General features: G+C 69.2%; 12 protein-coding genes. 3 read left to right on the top strand and 9 right to left on the bottom strand.

What is annotated here, in order from left to right:
* Positions 1–332: 332 nt before the first annotated feature.
* The 3 genes from AB0C96_RS19840 to thyX form a co-directional block, all read right to left on the bottom strand.
* Complete coding sequence (locus AB0C96_RS19840) at positions 333–2,018, bottom strand: ribonuclease J (RefSeq protein ID WP_362918967.1); 1,686 nt, start codon at positions 2,016–2,018, stop codon at positions 333–335.
* 113 nt (positions 2,019–2,131) lie between these two features.
* Positions 2,132–3,031 carry a 4-hydroxy-tetrahydrodipicolinate synthase gene (gene dapA, locus AB0C96_RS19845; protein WP_362918968.1) on the bottom strand — a complete coding sequence of 300 codons (900 nt, stop codon included), beginning with the start codon at positions 3,029–3,031 and terminating at the stop codon, positions 2,132–2,134.
* 197 nt (positions 3,032–3,228) lie between these two features.
* Complete coding sequence (thyX, locus tag AB0C96_RS19850) at positions 3,229–3,996, bottom strand: FAD-dependent thymidylate synthase (protein WP_362918969.1); 768 nt, start codon at positions 3,994–3,996, stop codon at positions 3,229–3,231.
* Positions 3,997–4,228: 232 nt separating this feature from the next.
* On the opposite strand from thyX, the gene AB0C96_RS19855 reads away from it, so the two are divergent.
* Positions 4,229–4,468: a hypothetical protein gene (locus tag AB0C96_RS19855; protein ID WP_362918970.1), complete on the top strand. Its 240-nt coding sequence runs from the start codon at positions 4,229–4,231 to the stop codon at positions 4,466–4,468.
* Positions 4,469–4,594: 126 nt separating this feature from the next.
* Complete coding sequence (locus AB0C96_RS19860) at positions 4,595–5,146, top strand: hypothetical protein (RefSeq protein ID WP_362918971.1); 552 nt, start codon at positions 4,595–4,597, stop codon at positions 5,144–5,146.
* Between the two features lie 292 nt (positions 5,147–5,438).
* Here the strand turns inward: AB0C96_RS19860 and AB0C96_RS19865 are convergent, their stop codons facing one another.
* From AB0C96_RS19865 to eccD, 6 genes are all read right to left on the bottom strand, one after another.
* Positions 5,439–5,894, bottom strand: a complete 456-nt coding sequence (locus AB0C96_RS19865; protein WP_362918972.1) for a hypothetical protein — start codon at positions 5,892–5,894, stop codon at positions 5,439–5,441.
* A gap of 11 nt (positions 5,895–5,905) precedes the next feature.
* Complete coding sequence (gene dapB, locus AB0C96_RS19870; RefSeq protein ID WP_362918973.1) at positions 5,906–6,658, bottom strand: 4-hydroxy-tetrahydrodipicolinate reductase; 753 nt, start codon at positions 6,656–6,658, stop codon at positions 5,906–5,908.
* Positions 6,659–6,705: 47 nt separating this feature from the next.
* Entirely contained in the window at positions 6,706–8,082 is a 1,377-nt protein-coding gene (locus AB0C96_RS19875; protein ID WP_362918974.1) for a pitrilysin family protein, read from the bottom strand.
* A 14-nt stretch (positions 8,083–8,096) separates the two neighbouring features.
* On the bottom strand, positions 8,097–10,313 hold the full coding sequence (locus AB0C96_RS19880) for a polyribonucleotide nucleotidyltransferase (RefSeq protein ID WP_362918975.1): 2,217 nt from the start codon (positions 10,311–10,313) through the stop codon (positions 8,097–8,099).
* A 292-nt stretch (positions 10,314–10,605) separates the two neighbouring features.
* Positions 10,606–10,893: a 30S ribosomal protein S15 gene (rpsO, locus tag AB0C96_RS19885; RefSeq protein WP_100599495.1), complete on the bottom strand. Its 288-nt coding sequence runs from the start codon at positions 10,891–10,893 to the stop codon at positions 10,606–10,608.
* Between the two features lie 154 nt (positions 10,894–11,047).
* Entirely contained in the window at positions 11,048–12,511 is a 1,464-nt protein-coding gene (eccD, locus tag AB0C96_RS19890) for a type VII secretion integral membrane protein EccD (RefSeq protein WP_362918976.1), read from the bottom strand.
* 255 nt (positions 12,512–12,766) lie between these two features.
* Between eccD and eccCa the strand changes: the two genes are divergently transcribed.
* Positions 12,767–16,720, top strand: a complete 3,954-nt coding sequence (eccCa, locus tag AB0C96_RS19895; RefSeq protein WP_362918977.1) for a type VII secretion protein EccCa — start codon at positions 12,767–12,769, stop codon at positions 16,718–16,720.
* Positions 16,721–16,748: the final 28 nt, after the last annotated feature.

A 16,748-nucleotide genomic window follows, 5' to 3' on the forward strand; every position in this document is an offset into this window, starting at 1 on the left:
GTCTTGCGTTTCCGACTCTATCAGATCCTCGCGGCTCCGATTTTCGCCGGTGCGATCCGGCCTTTCGGCTTTCTCGCGGTTCCGACTTTAGCAGACCCGGATTCGTTTCGTTTCCGGTTCCGATTTCCGTCGGAGGGTTTTTGCCTTTCGGCTGATCCGACTTTATCAGATTGCTCTGGGCCGGAATTCCGCCGCTTGTGGGCGCAGCTCCGGACGCGCAGGCGTCCGGGGCTTCCCGTTCAGGCGGAGCCGTAAACGTACTGGAGCGGGGCGCCTGGATGCAAATCCGGGCGCCCCGCTCCGACTTGAGTACCTTCGTACGGGCCTGTGCGTCAGACCTCGACGACGACAGGGAGGATCATCGGGCGGCGGCGGTAGTTGTCCGACACCCACTTCCCGACCGAGCGACGGACCAGCTGCTGGAGCTGGTGGGGCTCGGTGATGCCGTCCTGTGCCGACTTGCTCAGGGCGTCCTCGATCTTCGGGATCACGCCGGAGAAGGCCTCGTCGTCGATGCCGGAGCCACGGGCGTGGATGTTCGGGCCACCGACGATCTTGCCGGTGCTGCTGTCCACGACCACGTAGACCGAGATGATGCCCTCCTCGCCGAGGATGCGGCGGTCCTTGAGGTGGGCCTCGGTGACATCGCCGACCGAGAGGCCGTCGACGTAGACGTAGCCGGCCTGGATCTTGCCGGTGATCTTGGCGATTCCATCGACCAGGTCGACCACCACGCCGTCCTCGGCGATGACGATCCGGTCCTTCGGCACTCCGGTCAGAGCGCCCAGTTCAGCGTTGGCCCGCAGGTGGCGCCACTCGCCGTGCACCGGCATCAGGTTCTTCGGCTTGCAGATGTTGTAGAAGTACAGCAGCTCGCCGGCCGAGGCGTGGCCCGAGACGTGGACCCTGGCATTGCCCTTGTGGACGACGTTCGCGCCCCAGCGGGTGAGGCCGTTGATCACGCGGTAGACCGCGTTCTCGTTGCCCGGGATGAGGGACGACGCCAGGATCACCGTGTCGCCTTGGACGATGCGGATCTGGTGGTCGCGGTTGGCCATCCGGGAGAGGGCCGCCATCGGCTCGCCCTGGGAACCCGTGCAGACCAGCACGACCTCTTCGTCGGGGAGGTCGTCAAGCGTCTTGACGTCGACGACCAGGCCGGCCGGGACGCTCAGATAGCCCAGCTCCCGGGCGATGCCCATGTTGCGGACCATGGAGCGTCCGACGAAGGCGACCCGGCGGCCGTACTCGTGGGCCGCGTCGAGAATCTGCTGGATGCGGTGCACATGGCTGGCGAAGCTGGCGACGATGATCCGCTTCTGGGCGCCGGCGAAGACCTGGCGGAGCACATTGGAGATGTCGCGCTCGGGCGGGACGAACCCCGGGACCTCGGCGTTCGTGGAGTCCACGAGGAGGAGGTCGATGCCTTCCTCGCCGAGCTTGGCGAAGGCGGGAAGGTCGGTGAGGCGGCGGTCCAACGGGAGCTGGTCCATCTTGAAGTCGCCGGTGTGCACGACCATGCCCGCGGGGGTGCGGATCGCGACCGCCAGGGCGTCCGGGATGGAGTGGTTGACCGCGATGAACTCGCAGTCGAAGGGGCCCAGACGCTCGCGCTCGCCCTCGGCGACCTCCAGCGTGTACGGCCGGATGCGGTGCTCCTGGAGCTTGGCCTCGATCAGGGCGAGGGTCAGCTTGGAGCCGATGAGGGGGATGTCCGGCTTCTCGCGCAGGAGGTAGGGGACGCCGCCGATGTGGTCCTCGTGGCCGTGCGTGAGCACGATGCCGTCCACGTCGTCGAGGCGATCCCTGATGGACGAGAAGTCCGGCAGGATCAGGTCGATTCCGGGCTGCTCCTCCTCGGGGAAGAGCACTCCGCAGTCGACGATCAGCAGCCGGCCGCCGTACTCGAAGACGGTCATGTTGCGGCCGATCTCGCCCAGGCCGCCGAGGGGGGTGACGCGCAGGCCACCCTTGGGGAGCTTCGGCGGAGCGCCGAGCTCAGGATGCGGATGACTCAAAAGACTCTCCTCACCACACGCGCCACGCTGCCGTCGAGGCACGTGGCGCGCATGACATTCGTGCACTTGCTATATGGCGGTTGTTGGTCCGTATTCAGTTGTGAAGTCTGTGTTCAGAGCTGTACCCCGCCGGCGGCGAGATCGCGCTTGAGCTGCTCGGTCTCCTCGGGGGAGAGCTCGACGAGCGGCAGGCGCAGCGGTCCGCCGGGCAGGCCCTGGAGGCCGAGGGCGGCCTTGGTGGTGATCACGCCCTGGGTGCGGAACATTCCGGTGAAGACGGGCAGCAGCTTCTGGTGGATCTCGGTGGCCTTGGTGACGTCGCCGTTGAGGTGGGCGTCCAGGAGGGCGCGCAGCTCGGGGGCGACGACATGGCCGACCACGGAGACGAAGCCGATGGCGCCGACCGAGAGCAGCGGGAGGTTGAGCATGTCGTCGCCGCTGTACCAGGCGAGGCCGGAGCGGGCGATGGCCCAGCTGGCGCGGCCGAGGTCGCCCTTGGCGTCCTTGTTGGCGACGATCCGGGGGTGCTCGGCCAGCCGGACGATGGTCTCGGTGTTGATCGGAACACCGCTGCGGCCGGGGATGTCGTAGAGCATGACCGGCAGGTCGGTGGCGTCCGCGATGGCCGTGAAGTGGCGGAGCAGGCCCTCCTGCGGGGGCTTGCTGTAGTACGGCGTCACAGCGAGCAGGCCGTGGGCGCCGGCGTCCTGGGCGGCGCGGGCCAGCTCAAGGCTGTGGTGGGTGTCGTTGGTGCCGGCTCCGGCGACGACAAAGGCACGGTCACCGACCGCATCGACCACGGCGCGGACCAGCTGCGCTTTCTCCGCGTCGCTGGTGGTCGGGGACTCTCCGGTAGTGCCGTTCACGACGAGGCCGTCGTTGCCGGCGTCCACCAGATGGGCGGCGAGCCGCTGCGCGCCGTCGAGATCGAGAGCGCCATCCGCCGTGAACGGCGTGACCATGGCGGTCAGCACCCGCCCGAAGGGGGTCTGCGGTGTGGAAGTCGGAGCCATGGGTCCCACGCTACTCGTAGCTCACCGCGGGATGCGCCTCCGGGGAGCAGGGATGTGGACTCCGGCACTGCCTGCTCGGGGGTTCAAGCAGTGCCGGGTCCGTCTGTTCAGCGTAGATGAACATCTTAAAATGCCGCAATCCGGACACTTCACCCGGCTGTCCGGTGGGCCTGGGTATCCGGCCCGGGGCCTGGACGCTACGGAGCGATCCGTCCGTTCGCATTGAATGCGCCGTACGTGAGCGGCATCAGCTTGGCCCAGTGGGCCTCCATCTGCTCACCGACCATTTCGATCTCCCGCTGCGGGAAGGACGGCACCTTCGCCTGCTCGTGCTGCGTGCGCAGGCCGAGGAAGTGCATCAGCGAGCGGGCGTTGCAGGTCGCGTACATGGAGGAGAAGAGGCCCACGGGGAGCACCGCGCGGGCGACCTCGCGGGCGACGCCGGCTGCGAGCATCTCCTGATAGGCCTCGTAGGCCTGGCGGTAGGAGTCCTCCATGGCGCGGGTGGTGAGCTCGTGCTGCGCCTGGGTGCCCTCGACGAATTCGTACTTGCCGGGGCGGCCCTGCTGGACGAGCTTGCGGGACTCCCCGGGGACGTAGAACACCGGCTCCAGCTGGCGGTAGCGGCCGGACTCCTCGTTGTACGACCAGCCGACGCGGTGCCGCATGAACTCGCGGAAGACGAAGATCGGCGCGCTGATGAAGAACGTCATGGAGTTGTGCTCGAAGGGGCTGCCGTGGCGGTCCCGCATCAGGTAGTTGATCAGGCCCTTGGAGCGCTCCGGGTCCTTCTGGAGCTCCTCCAGGGACTGCTCGCCGGCCGTGGAGACCCGGGCCGCCCACAGCACGTCGCTGTCCGCTGCGCTGTGCTTGACCAGCTCGACCGTCACCTCGCTCCGGAAGCGGACGGCTGCACCCTCGGCGGGCTCAGCGCTCTCGGGGCTCTCGGCGGGGGTGTGGGACACCGGCGGTTCCTTCCGTTCGATCCTCGTGCGCGACCAGCCTACGACCCGCCACTGACAGTCCAGTAAATGCGGCGTGATGCCGCGTTAGCCGCAAATCGGACGCTCTATAGCAGGGCGCCGAACGGGAGTTGATATTTTTCACAGAAGTCTCGGAAAACGGGCACCAATCGGACGCCACAGACGTCTAACCCTGTGACAGTGCCCACTTCGAGGTTCCTAGGAGAGCCCGCTCATGTTCCGCCGGCGAGAGCCCGTCCCGTTCGCCTTCGTTGCCGAGGCAGACCGGTTCCGCAGCAATGTCACTCCCCCACCACGCGAGCGCGCCTCCCGCGCGCAGCTCGTCGGCCAGTCTCTGATCACCCTGACAGTCGTGGGCGGCCTGGCCGGCGCCCTGCTGTTCGGCGTTCCCGCACTACAGCAGGACAGTTCCACGTCGAATCGGGTGCATCAGTCCGAGGCCGCCCGCCGCTGAGCGGGCAAGGGCACGCCCGGGCGGAGCGGGCCGAGTGGTTCCGCTTCACCCGTACCGATAGCCTCACCGGTCACAGCTTCCGTCAGCACGTCCCCGAGTGCTGAGCAGCCCGAGTGAGGATCAGCCGTGCCCCTGACCTTTCTGACGGCCGACCGCGACCTCGATGACCGTGCCGCGGAATCGGCCGCACTCCCGCACGACGAGCCCGACCACTGGCGCCGTCCCTACCGCCCCGGACCGTGGCGTGTAGGGGCGGCGGCGGTGTTTCTGCTGCTCGCCTCGTTCGTCCTGCTCTCCGCGATGATCATCGCGCTGGCCGGTTCGCTGCCCGGTGCGCTGGCCGTCGCCGCGATCGGGGCGCTGGTCATCGCCCTGGCGCTGCGGCTGCTGCGGGTGGGCATCTGGGTCAGCGCGCAGGGCCTGCGGCAGGTGAACCTGCTGCAAACGACGACCGAGCCGTGGAGCACCGTCGCATCGGTGCGGACGCGCCAGCAGCCGGTGCGCTGGCTGGGGCTGCCGCGGACGGTGCAGGGGCAGGCGCTGATCGTCGAACGCCGGCAGGGCACGCCGCTGCGGGCCGTGGTCACCGACCACAGCGGTGACTTCCTCGCCCGCCCGGAGGCGTTCGAGCAGGCCGCGGACGTGCTGGAGGCGTGGGCCGCGGAGTACTGCGCCTAGCGGAGTCCGCCTAGGGGGCGGGCGAACAGATCCCTTAGGGGACGCGAGGGCCCCCTGCGGGGCCACAACGGGGTGGCGTCGGGGTGGTATTCCCGGCGTGGGGTGGTACTCCCGGCGGTTGGTACGGGACGGGGCCCTCACCCACCGCCCGGCGCCCGCCTTCCGCCGCCCACCTCCCGCATACCGCCTCACGCCTCACGCCTCACGCCTCACGCAGGACCGTGCGGCACGCCGCGGTGTGGGCGTGGCGTGGCCGGCGGCGCGTGCGGTGTGTCGGGGCGCGAGGGGCGGGTTACGCCGTTGGGACGGGCTTGGCGTCGTGGAGGGCGATGGCGCGCTGCATGGCCTTGCGGGCGCGCGGGGTGTCCCTGGCGTCGTGGTAGGCGACCGCGAGCCGGAACCATGTGCGCCAGTCGTCCGGCGCGTCCTCGGTCTCGGCCTGCCGCTGGGCGAACACCGCGTCGGCCGCGTCCCGGTCGATCCGGCCGCCCGGCGTCCGCTTCAGCTCGTCGACCGGCAGGCCGCCCTCGGCCTCCAGCTCGTGTGCCAGCCGGTGGGCGTCCCGTGCGAAGCGGGTGTTGTGCCAGAGGAACCATCCCCCGATGCACGGCAGCACGAAGGCCACCGCGCCCATGCCCATGGCGGCCGGCTCACCGGTGAGGAGGAGCAGTACGCCCTCCAGCGCCACCACGCCGAAGACGAGCACCAGCACGGTGGCGAGGAAGAAGTACGTGATCTTTCCACCCATGACTGCCGGCCTCAGCCCAGGTCGAGGAAGTTTTCCAGGCCCACGGTCAGGCCCGGAGTGGTCACCACGCGGCGCACGCCGAGCAGGATGCCCGGCATGAAGCTGCGGTGGTGGAGGGAGTCGTGGCGGATGGTGAGGGTCTCGCCCTCGCCGCCGAAGAGCACCTCCTGGTGGGCCAGCAGGCCACGCAGCCGGACCGAGTGCACGGGGACACCGTCCACATCGGCGCCGCGCGCGCCGTCCAGCGCGGTGGTGGTGGCGTCCGGCTGCGGGGCGCAGCCGGCCTCCTCGCGGGCCTTGGCGATCAGCTGGGCGGTGCGGGCCGCGGTGCCGGACGGGGCGTCCGCCTTGTTCGGGTGGTGCAGCTCGACCACCTCGACCGACTCGAAGAAGCGCGCCGCCTGCTGGGCGAACCGCATGGTCAGCACCGCCCCGATGGAGAAGTTCGGGGCGATCAGCACGCCCGCCTCCGGGGCGGCGGCGAGCGAGGTGCGCAGCTGCGCGAGGCGTTCGTCGGTCCATCCGGTGGTGCCGACCACCGCATGGATGCCGTGGCGCACGCAGAAGTCGAGGTTGCCCATCACCGCGCCGGGGTTGGTCAGCTCGACCACGACCTGGACACCGGCCTCGACCAGCGTCTCCAGCTTGTCCCCACGGCCGAGTCCGGCGACCAGCTCCATGTCCTCGGCGGCCTCGACGGCCCGTACGGCCTCGGAGCCGATGCGCCCCCGGGCTCCGAGTACGGCCACGCGCAGCTTGCTCATCGTTTCCAGTCCTTCGTTCGGTGGTACGGCAACGGGGCGGGGCGGCCCTAGGCGACGATGTCGTCGAGGCGAGCCGCCTGTCGGTCCTTGAGGGGGCCGATGACGGACAGCGAGGGGCGCCCGCCCAGTACATCGCGGGCCACCTCGCGCACCTCGTCCGGGGTGACGGCCGCTATCCGGACGAGCATCTCGTCGACCGACATCTGCTCGCCCCAGCACAGCTCGCTCTTGCCGAGGCGGTGCATCAGCGCGCCGGTGTCCTCCAGGCCGAGGACGGTGGATCCGCGCAGTTGGCCGATCGCACGGTGGATCTCGTCGTCGCTGAGGCCGTGCGCCACCACCTGGTCCAGTTCGTCCCGGCAGATCTTCAGGACGTCGTGCACCTGGTTGGGGCGGCAGCCCGCGTAGACGCCGAAGAGCCCGCAGTCGGCGAAGCCGGAGGTGTACGAGTACACGCTGTAGGCCAGCCCGCGCTTCTCCCGGACCTCCTGGAAGAGGCGGGAGGACATGCCTCCGCCGAGGGCGGTGTTCAGGACGCCCATGGCCCAGCGACGGTCGTCGGTGCGGGCCATGCCGGGCATGCCGAGGATCACATGGGCCTGCTCGGTGCGGCGGTTCAGCAGCTCGACCCGGCCGGCGGTGCGGATGGCGCGGGTGCCGGAGCGCGGGGCGATCGGGGTGGCGTCCGTGCGGTCCAGGGCCCCGGCCTGTTCGAAGGCGCGGCGGACCTGGCGGACGACCTTGGCGTGGTCGATGTTGCCGGCGGCCGTGACGACGAGGTGGGTGGGGTCGTAGTGCTTCTTGTAGAAGCGGCGGACGCGGTCGGGGGTGAGGGCGTTGACGGTGTCGACGGTGCCCAGGACCGGGCGGCCGAGCGGGGTGTCGCCGAGCATGGTGTGCGCGAAGAGGTCGTGCACGCAGTCGCCGGGGTCGTCCTCGGTCATCGCGATCTCTTCGAGGATGACGCCGCGCTCGGCGTCCACGTCCTCGGCTTCGATCAGCGAGCCGGTGAGCATGTCGCACACCACGTCGATGGCGAGCGGCAGGTCCGTGTCAAGCACCCGTGCGTAGTAGCAGGTGTACTCCTTCGCGGTGAAGGCGTTCATCTCGCCGCCGACCGCGTCGATGGCGGAGGAGATGTCCAGCGCGCTGCGCCGCTCGGTGCCCTTGAAGAGCAGGTGCTCCAGGTAGTGCGTGGCGCCGTTGAGCGACGGGGTCTCGTCGCGGGAGCCGACGTGCGCCCAGATCCCGAAGGTGACGGAGCGGACCGTCGGCAGCGTCTCGGTGACGATCCGCAGGCCGCCGGGGAGCGTGGTCCGGCGGACCGTGCCGGCGCCGGCCGTGCCCTTGAGAAGCGTTTGGGTACGGGCGACGGCCCGCCCCTCCGAAGAGGTGCGGGCCGTCGGGCGGTGCGATCCACCCAAAGGGGAAGGGGGAGTCACTTGTCGGCGTCGTCCTTCTTGTCCGCCGCGTCCTCTTCCTCGATCACGGGGATGAGGGAGAGCTTGCCGCGCTGGTCGATCTCGGCGATCTCGACCTGGACCTTGGCGCCCACCGCGAGCACGTCCTCGACGTTCTCCACGCGCTTGCCGCCGGCGAGCTTGCGGATCTGCGAGATGTGCAGCAGGCCGTCCTTGCCCGGGAGCAGGGAGATGAACGCACCGAAGGTGGTGGTCTTGACGACCGTGCCCAGGTAGCGCTCGCCGACCTCGGGCATGGTCGGGTTGGCGATGCCGTTGATCGTGGCGCGGGCGGCCTCGGCGGCCGGGCCGTCGGCGGCACCGATGTAGATGGTGCCGTCGTCCTCGATCGTGATGTCGGCGCCGGTGTCCTCCTGGATCTGGTTGATCATCTTGCCCTTGGGGCCGATGACCTCACCGATCTTGTCCACCGGGATCTTGACGGTGATGATCCGCGGCGCGTTCGGGGACATCTCGTCCGGAACGTCGATCGCCTCGTTCATCACGTCCAGGATGTGCATCCGGGCGTCGCGGGCCTGCTTGAGGGCCGCGGCCAGGACGGAGGCCGGGATGCCGTCCAGCTTGGTGTCCAGCTGGAGGGCGGTCACGAAGGTCTTCGTGCCGGCGACCTTGAAGTCCATGTCACCGAAGGCGTCCTCCGCACCGAGGATGTCGGTGAGGGTGACGTAGTGGGTCTCGCCGTCGATCTCCTGGGAGATCAGGCCCATGGCGATGCCCGCGACCGGGGCCTTGAGCGGCACACCGGCGTTGAACAGCGACATGGTCGAGGCGCAGACCGAGCCCATGGACGTGGATCCGTTGGAGCCGAGGGCCTCGGAGACCTGACGGATCGCGTACGGGAACTCCTCGCGGCTGGGCAGCACCGGCATGAGCGCGCGCTCGGCGAGCGCACCGTGGCCGATCTCGCGGCGCTTGGGGGAGCCGACGCGGCCGGTCTCGCCGGTGGAGTAGGGCGGGAAGTTGTAGTTGTGCATGTAGCGCTTGCGGGTCACCGGGGAGAGGGTGTCCAGCTGCTGCTCCATGCGGAGCATGTTGAGGGTGGTGACGCCCAGGATCTGGGTCTCGCCACGCTCGAACAGGGCGGAGCCGTGCACCCGCGGGATGGCCTCGACCTCGGCGGCGAGCGTACGGATGTCCGTGACGCCGCGGCCGTCGATGCGCTTCTTCTCCTTGATGACGCGCTCGCGGACCAGGGTCTTGGTCAGCGAACGGTACGCGGCGGAGATCTCCTTCTCGCGGCCCTCGAACTCCGGCAGCAGCTTCTCGGCGGCCAGGCCCTTGACGCGGTCCAGCTCGGACTCGCGCTCCTGCTTGCCGGCGATGGTCAGGGCCTGGGCGAGCTCGTCCTTGACGGCCTTGGTCAGCGCCTCCAGGACGTCGTCCTGGTAGTCGAGGAAGATCGGGAACTCGCCGACCGGCTTGGCGGCCTTGGCGGCGAGGTCCGACTGGGCCTTGCAGAGGACCTTGATGAAGGGCTTGGCGGCTTCCAGACCGGCGGCGACGACCTCTTCGGTCGGGGCCTCGGCGCCGTCCTTGACCAGCTGGATGGTCTTCTCGGTGGCCTCGGCCTCGACCATCATGATCGCGACGTCGCCATCCGGGAGGACGCGGCCGGCCACGACCATGTCGAAGACGGCGTCCTCCAGCTCGGTGTGGGTCGGGAAGGCGACCCACTGGCCCTTGATCAGGGCGACGCGGGTGCCGCCGATCGGGCCGGAGAAGGGCAGGCCGGCCAGCTGCGTGGAGCAGGAGGCGGCGTTGATGGCGACCACGTCGTAGAGGTGGTCGGGGTTGAGCGCCATGATCGTCTCGACGATCTGGATCTCGTTGCGCAGGCCCTTCTTGAAGGACGGGCGCAGCGGGCGGTCGATCAGGCGACAGGTGAGGATGGCGTCCTCGGAGGGGCGGCCCTCACGACGGAAGAAGGAGCCGGGGATCTTCCCGGCTGCGTACATCCGCTCCTCGACGTCGACGGTCAGCGGGAAGAAGTCCAGCTGGTCCTTCGGGTTCTTGGAGGCGGTGGTGGCCGACAGCACCATGGTGTCGTCGTCCAGGTATGCCACGGCGGAGCCGGCGGCCTGCTTGGCCAGGCGGCCCGTCTCGAAGCGGATGGTGCGGGTGCCGAAGGTGCCGTTGTCGATCACGGCTTCGGCGTAGTGGGTCTCGTTCTCCACCAGGAATATCTCCTCGTCTGCGTCTGCTGCCCGTGTGGCGGCAGACCTTCTTCGGTGGAGCGCCGGTGCGGGCCGGTCTTCGATCGAAGCACCCGGGGTGATGAAACCTGAGGTCAGGGATCGTCCGGGGGCCACTACCGAGGACCGGCGGCCAGGAGGCGCTCCTACCGCGTTCACTTTTGCGATATGGCACCAGACTACAAAGCTTCCGTCCACCGTGAGGTGGCGTCGGTGTCAGGTGCCTATGGCAAAGGGAGCGGCCCCCGGTGGGAACCGCTCCCTCTACGGCGTCTTACTTGGCGCCCGCCGCGCCGCGGCGGATGCCCAGGCGCTCGACCAGCGCACGGAAGCGCGTGATGTCCTTCTTCGCCAGGTACTGCAGCAGGCGGCGGCGCTGGCCGACGAGCAGCAGCAGACCACGGCGGGAGTGGTGGTCGTGCTTGTGGGTCTTCAGGTGCTCGGTCAGGTCCGAGATACGGCGGGAGAGCAGCGCGACCTGGACCTCGGGGGAGCCGGTGTCGCCCTCCTTGGTGCCGAACTCGGTCATGATCTGCTTCTTCGTAGCGGCGTCGAGCGACACTCGGTACTCCTTGGGGTTGGTGGCCGTCGAGCGCCCCTGGTCTGCTTCACAGGGAATTCTTGGATGACTCGACCGAGCCGTCACACAGGGTACCAGCTGGAAACGGCCCCCCGACCGGGTGGTCGGGGGGCCGTGGCCGGGGCCGGCGGGCGGGTCAGCTGCCGGTGAGGCCGCGCACCTTGTTGTAGACGTCCAGGACCGCCAGGCACAGCGGCACCAGGGACAGCAGGACCAGGCCGTCGAAGATGTCGAAGATCCGGCCCCAGAAGGGGGTGACGCCCTTGCGCGGGACGATCAGGCCGACGCCGACCAGGACGGCGGCGCCCACCGCGATGCTGCTGGAGAACCAGACGGTGCGGATGTTCAGCGGGCCGGAGTCCTGGTACTGGACGAGCTGGACGAAGATGTCCTGCGGCGGGTGCAGCGCGATGCCCAGGATCAGCAGGACGATCGTCAGGATGCCGGCGATGGTCAGGCAGGCGACCTGCGCGGTGTAGTCGAAGAGCCGGGCGCGCAACATGATCGTGATGCCGGCGGCCATGGCCAGCAGCTGGGCCCACATGTTGTCGGAGAAGCCGAGGACGATGCCGGCCGAGCCGACGACCAGGGCGGCGCAGCCGGCGACGAGGCCGAGCAGCAGTTCGTGGCCGCGCTTGGCCTGGTTGCCGATCTTGATGAAGTCGACGGACTCGGTCTCGTGGCCGTTGTCGTAGGAGCCCTTGGCGATCTGGTCGGGCGACTTGTAGCCGATGGGCAGCCGGGCGAAGCGGGCGGAGAGGCCGGGCAGCCAGGCGACCATGGCGATGGCGACGACGGCGGTGACGGCAGCGACCTCGCGGGGCGCGGCGTCGGTGAGGATCGCGGCGAAGACCGCGAGGGTGCCGATGGCGGAGAGGAACGCGGCGGCGACGAAGGGGGCGTCACCGCGCGGCAGCAGGACGACCAGCAGGACCGAGGCGATCAGTACGGTGACGCAGCCGACGAGCAGGTGCAGCCGGCCGGGGCCGGACCCGTCCTCCACCGGGAAGATGCCGGAGCCGGCGATCAGCAGGTGCGGCAGCGCGGACAGGCCCAGCGCGATGGAGGAGCCGTGGTCGTCGTAGACCCGGGCGCGGACGCCGGCCAGCGCGACCAGGACGATGCCGACGACGCCGGCGATGATGCCGGGCAGGCGGTGCATGTCGCGGTCGACGGGGTTGGAGAACCACAGGGCGAACGCCATCATGACGAGCAGCAGCACGCCGGCGGTGAGGCCGACGAGGTGCATGAGGTCGTCGCTCCACCGGCTGCGGTTGCGCTTGACCGCGGTGGCGACGGCGTCGGAGACGTCGTCGAAGACCGGGAGCGGCAGCGACTCGGCGAACGGCTTCAGCAGCAGCAGGTCACCGTCGAGGATCTGCTGCTGGGCGAGGGACTGTCCGGCGTCGAGCACCGTGCCGTCGCGGCGTACGAGGTGATAGCCGGTCGGTGCGCCCTCGGCCTGGGACTGCCCGGAGAGCCGCAGGATCTCCGGATAAATGTCGACGAGTGCGACGTCCTCCGGCAGTGCCACGTCGATCCGTGCGTCCGGCGCGGCGACTGTGACCCGGCAAAAGCCGGTGCCAGTGCTCGTGCTCACCTGGCGGTTCCCCCTATCCGTTGGGCGTTTTGTCGCTTCGCGCGCCGTATATAGAGGGCCGTCACTTCGGGGCCATGGCACGCTCGCGAGGCGTCAGCGTACCGTCCAATTCGGCCACCGCCCCACCCACCCCGAGACTTGACGCTTAACAGTAGGATCAACGCCTGGTTCGGGCCAAGGACTTGGCTCGGGGGGACCGTCGAATCCAACGGGGGCGGTCCGAGACTGCGAGATGCATGAAGGACTGATGCCTCGGTGAGCGTTGTCATCGTCAAGCGCCCGCCCCGCGCGCTGCCACCCGAAGTCCCCTCGGAGGAGGTGACACTTGAGGCTCCTCCTGAGCTCCCCCGCGAAGGCGAGCAGGAGAACCTCTTCATGACGTTTATGCCCATGATGGGCATGGCGTCATCGGCGGGATTCCTCTTCATGGGCAACCAGCCGTTCATGAAAATCATGGGCGGCTTTATGGTGGCGTCCACTCTGGCAATGGCGATCATGCAGATCGTCAAGGCCCGCCAAGGCCCTTCCGGACAAATGGTCCAGGAGCGCCAGGATTACCTCAAGTACTTGGCGCAGAAGCGGAAAGAGGTGCGGCGCACCGCGCGGAAGCAGCGGGACGCGCAGCTTTTCACCCACCCCGATCCGAGCCAGTTGTGGGCCGTCGTCGCCGAGGGCAAACGGGTGTGGGAACGCCGGGCGACCGACCCCGACTTCGGGCAGGTGCGCCTCGGGCTCGGGCCACAGCAGTTGGCCACCCCGCTGAGGGCTCCGGAGACCGCCCCGGTCGACGAGCTGGAACCGCTCACCGCGCATGCGATGAAGGAGTTCCTCGACAAGCACGGGCAGTTGGACAACCTGCCGCTCGCGGTCTCGCTGCGCGCCTTCTACCACCTGACCGTCTCCGGTGACCCGGACACGGTCTACGGCGCAGCGCGCGCCATCCTCGCCCAGCTGTGCACCCTGCACTCCCCCGAGGACCTGGTCGTGGCGGTCGTCGCCGCGCCCGGTGCGCAGGCGGAGTGGGAGTGGACGAAGTGGCTGCCGCAGGTGCAGGACAAGACCACGGACGGCGCGGGCAGCCGCCGGCTGGTCGTCGGCGACCTCGGTGAGGTCGAGGAGCTGCTGGCGGACGAACTGGACGGCCGCGGGCGCTTCAGCCCGCAGGGCACTCCGGTCACCGACACCCCGCACGTGGTGGTCGTGCTCGACGGTGGCGAGGTGCCGATGGACTCGGTGATCGCCGGGGCCGAGGGCCTCCAGGGCGTCACCATCCTGGAGGTCGTGCCGGGCGACCTGGACGAGATCCGCGGTGGTCTGGCCGTCCAGGTGTGGCCGGGCAAGCTGGTGCTGGAGTCGGCCAGCGGTGCGGTCTACCACGGTGTCTGCGACACCCTGTCGATCGCCGAGTCGGAGGCGCTGGCGCGTCAGCTGGCCCCGCTGCGGGCGGGATCGGGCGCCGACGGCGAGGAGCCGCTGCTGTCCGCCCTGGACTTCACCGACCTGCTCAACATCGGCGACGCCGGTTCGCTGGACGTCTCGCGTACGTGGCGGCCCCGGACGCTGGCCGAGCGGCTGCGCGTCCCGATCGGTGTGGACCGCGACGGCCAGCCGGTCATGCTGGACATCAAGGAAGCCTCGCAGCAGGGCATGGGCCCGCACGGTCTGTGTGTCGGTGCGACCGGTTCCGGCAAGTCCGAGGTGCTGCGCACCCTGGTGCTCGCCCTCGCGGTGACGCACTCCTCCGAGACGCTGAACTTCATCCTCGCGGACTTCAAGGGTGGCGCCACCTTCACCGGTATGTCGGAGATGCCGCACGTCGCGGCCGTCATCACCAACCTCGGTGAGGACGTCACGCTGATCGACCGCATGCGCGACTCGATCACCGGTGAACTCCAGCGCCGTCAGGAGCTGCTGCGCTCCGCGGGCAACTACGCCAACATCACCGACTACGAGAAGGCGCGTGCCGCGGGTGCCCCGCTGGACCCGCTGCCCTCGCTGGTGATGATCATCGACGAGTTCTCCGAGCTGCTCGCCGCCAAGCCCGACTTCATCGAGATGTTCATCCAGATCGGCCGTATCGGCCGTTCGATGGGTGTGCACATGCTGCTCGCCTCGCAGCGTCTGGAAGAGGGCAAGCTCCGCGGTCTGGACACCTTCCTGTCCTACCGACTGGGTCTGCGCACCTTCTCCGCGGCCGAGTCGCGGACCGCGATCGGTGTGCCGGACGCCTACCACCTGCCGAACGTCCCCGGTTCCGGCATCCTGAAGTACGACACCGAGACGATGGTCCAGTTCAAGGCCGCGTACGTCTCCGGTGTCTACCGCGGTCCGGGCGGCGGCGGCCGCAGCGGCGGCGGTGGCCGGTCGATGCGGATGCCGGTGCCGTTCACCGCGGCCCCGGTCGTCGAGCAGATCATCGAGGAGCCCATCGCCGTCGAGGCTTCCGAGCCGGAGATCGACGACGCGCTGGCCGACACCGTGCTGGACGTCATGGTGCAGCGGATGCAGGGCCAGGGCCCGCCGGCGCACCAGGTGTGGCTGGCCCCGCTGGAGGAGCCGCCCACGGTCAACCAGCTGCTGCCGGCCCTCGCGGTCACGCCCGAGCGGGGTGTGCACGCGCCGGAGTACACCGCGCTCGGCAAGCTCGTGGTGCCGGTCGCGCTGGTGGACAAGCCGTTCGAGCAGCGCCGTGACGTGATGTACCTGGACTTCTCCGCCGGTGCCGGTCACGGCCTGGTCGTGGGTGGTCCGCAGTCCGGTAAGTCGACCCTGATCCGGTCCACCATCGCGGCGTTCTCGCTCACCCACACCCCGTCCGAGGTGCAGTTCTACTGCCTCGACTTCGGCGGCGGCGGCATGCTGACGATGGAGAACCTGGCGCACGTCGGCGGCGTCGCCTCGCGTCTGGACGCGGAGAAGGTCCGCCGTACGGTCGCCGAGGTCGTCGGCATCCTCAACCAGCGCGAGGAGTTCTTCCGGGCCAACAACATCGACTCGATCTCGACCTACCGTCAGCGGCGGGCCGCGGGCGCCTTCCCCGACGAGAAGTGGGGCGACGTCTTCCTGATCATCGATGGTTGGGCCACGTTCAAGACCGACTACGAGCAGCTGGACCCGGTGATCCTGGACATCGCGGCCCGTGGTCTCGGTTTCGGTGTCCACCTGATCCTCGGTGCCGCCCGTTACACCGAGGTCCGGCCGGCGCTGCGCGACCAGCTCCTCAACCGCGTGGAGCTGCGCCTGGGTGACCCGATGGAGTCGGAGTTCGACCGCAAGCGCGCGGAGAACGTCCCGATGGGCAAGCCCGGCCGCGGTCTGTCCCCCGAGAAGCTCGACTTCCTCTCGGCGCTGCCGCGCCTGGACGGGATGAGCGACCCGGAGACGACCAGCGACGGCATCGCGAACCTGGTGTCGACGGTCAACGAGCACTGGCAGGGCGAGCCCGCTCCCAAGGTGCGGATGCTGCCGACGATGCTGCACATCAACGAGCTGCCCAACGGCGGCGACTACCCGGAGCACGGCATCGCGATCGGTGTCGACGAGACCACGCTGTCGCCGGCGTTCATCGACTTCGAGTCCGACCCGCTGCTGGTCATCTACGGTGAGAGCGAGTCCGGAAAGTCCTCGCTGCTGCGCCTGCTGACGAAGCAGATCGCCGAGCGGTACCCGTCCGACAAGGCGCTCATGGTGGTCGGTGACTACCGCCGCGCCCTGCTCGGCGAGCTCCCCGAGAGCCATGTGTACAAGTACTGCGCGGCCGGACCGCAGCTCCAGGAGGTCATCAGCGGTCTGGCGGGTTCGCTGGGCCGACGGATGCCCGGTCCGGACGTCACGCCGGAGCAGCTGCGCAACCGCAGCTGGTACGACCTGCCGGACGCGTTCGTCATCGTCGACGACTACGACCTGGTGGCGACCAGCAGCGGCAACCCGCTTCAGCCGCTGGTCGAGTACCTGCCGTTCGCCCGTGACGTGGGTCTGCGCCTGATCATCGCGCGCAGCTCCTCGGGCGCCGGACGGTCCTCGTTCGAGCCGGTGATGCAGCGCACCAAGGAGCTCGGTGCGCAGGGTCTGATCCTCTCCGCCGACCCGGCGGAGGGTCCGCTGATGGGCAACATCAAGGGTCAGCCGCTGACGCCCGGACGTGCCACGTTCATCACGCGCAAGCGCGGTGCGCAGCTGGTCCAGACGGGCTGGCTGCCCGGCCAGTAACTCGGCCACCGCACAACGGCGGTGGGGC

Origin of the sequence: Streptomyces sp. NPDC048506, from assembly GCF_040651315.1 — a bacterium.
Lineage (GTDB): Bacteria > Actinomycetota > Actinomycetes > Streptomycetales > Streptomycetaceae > Streptomyces.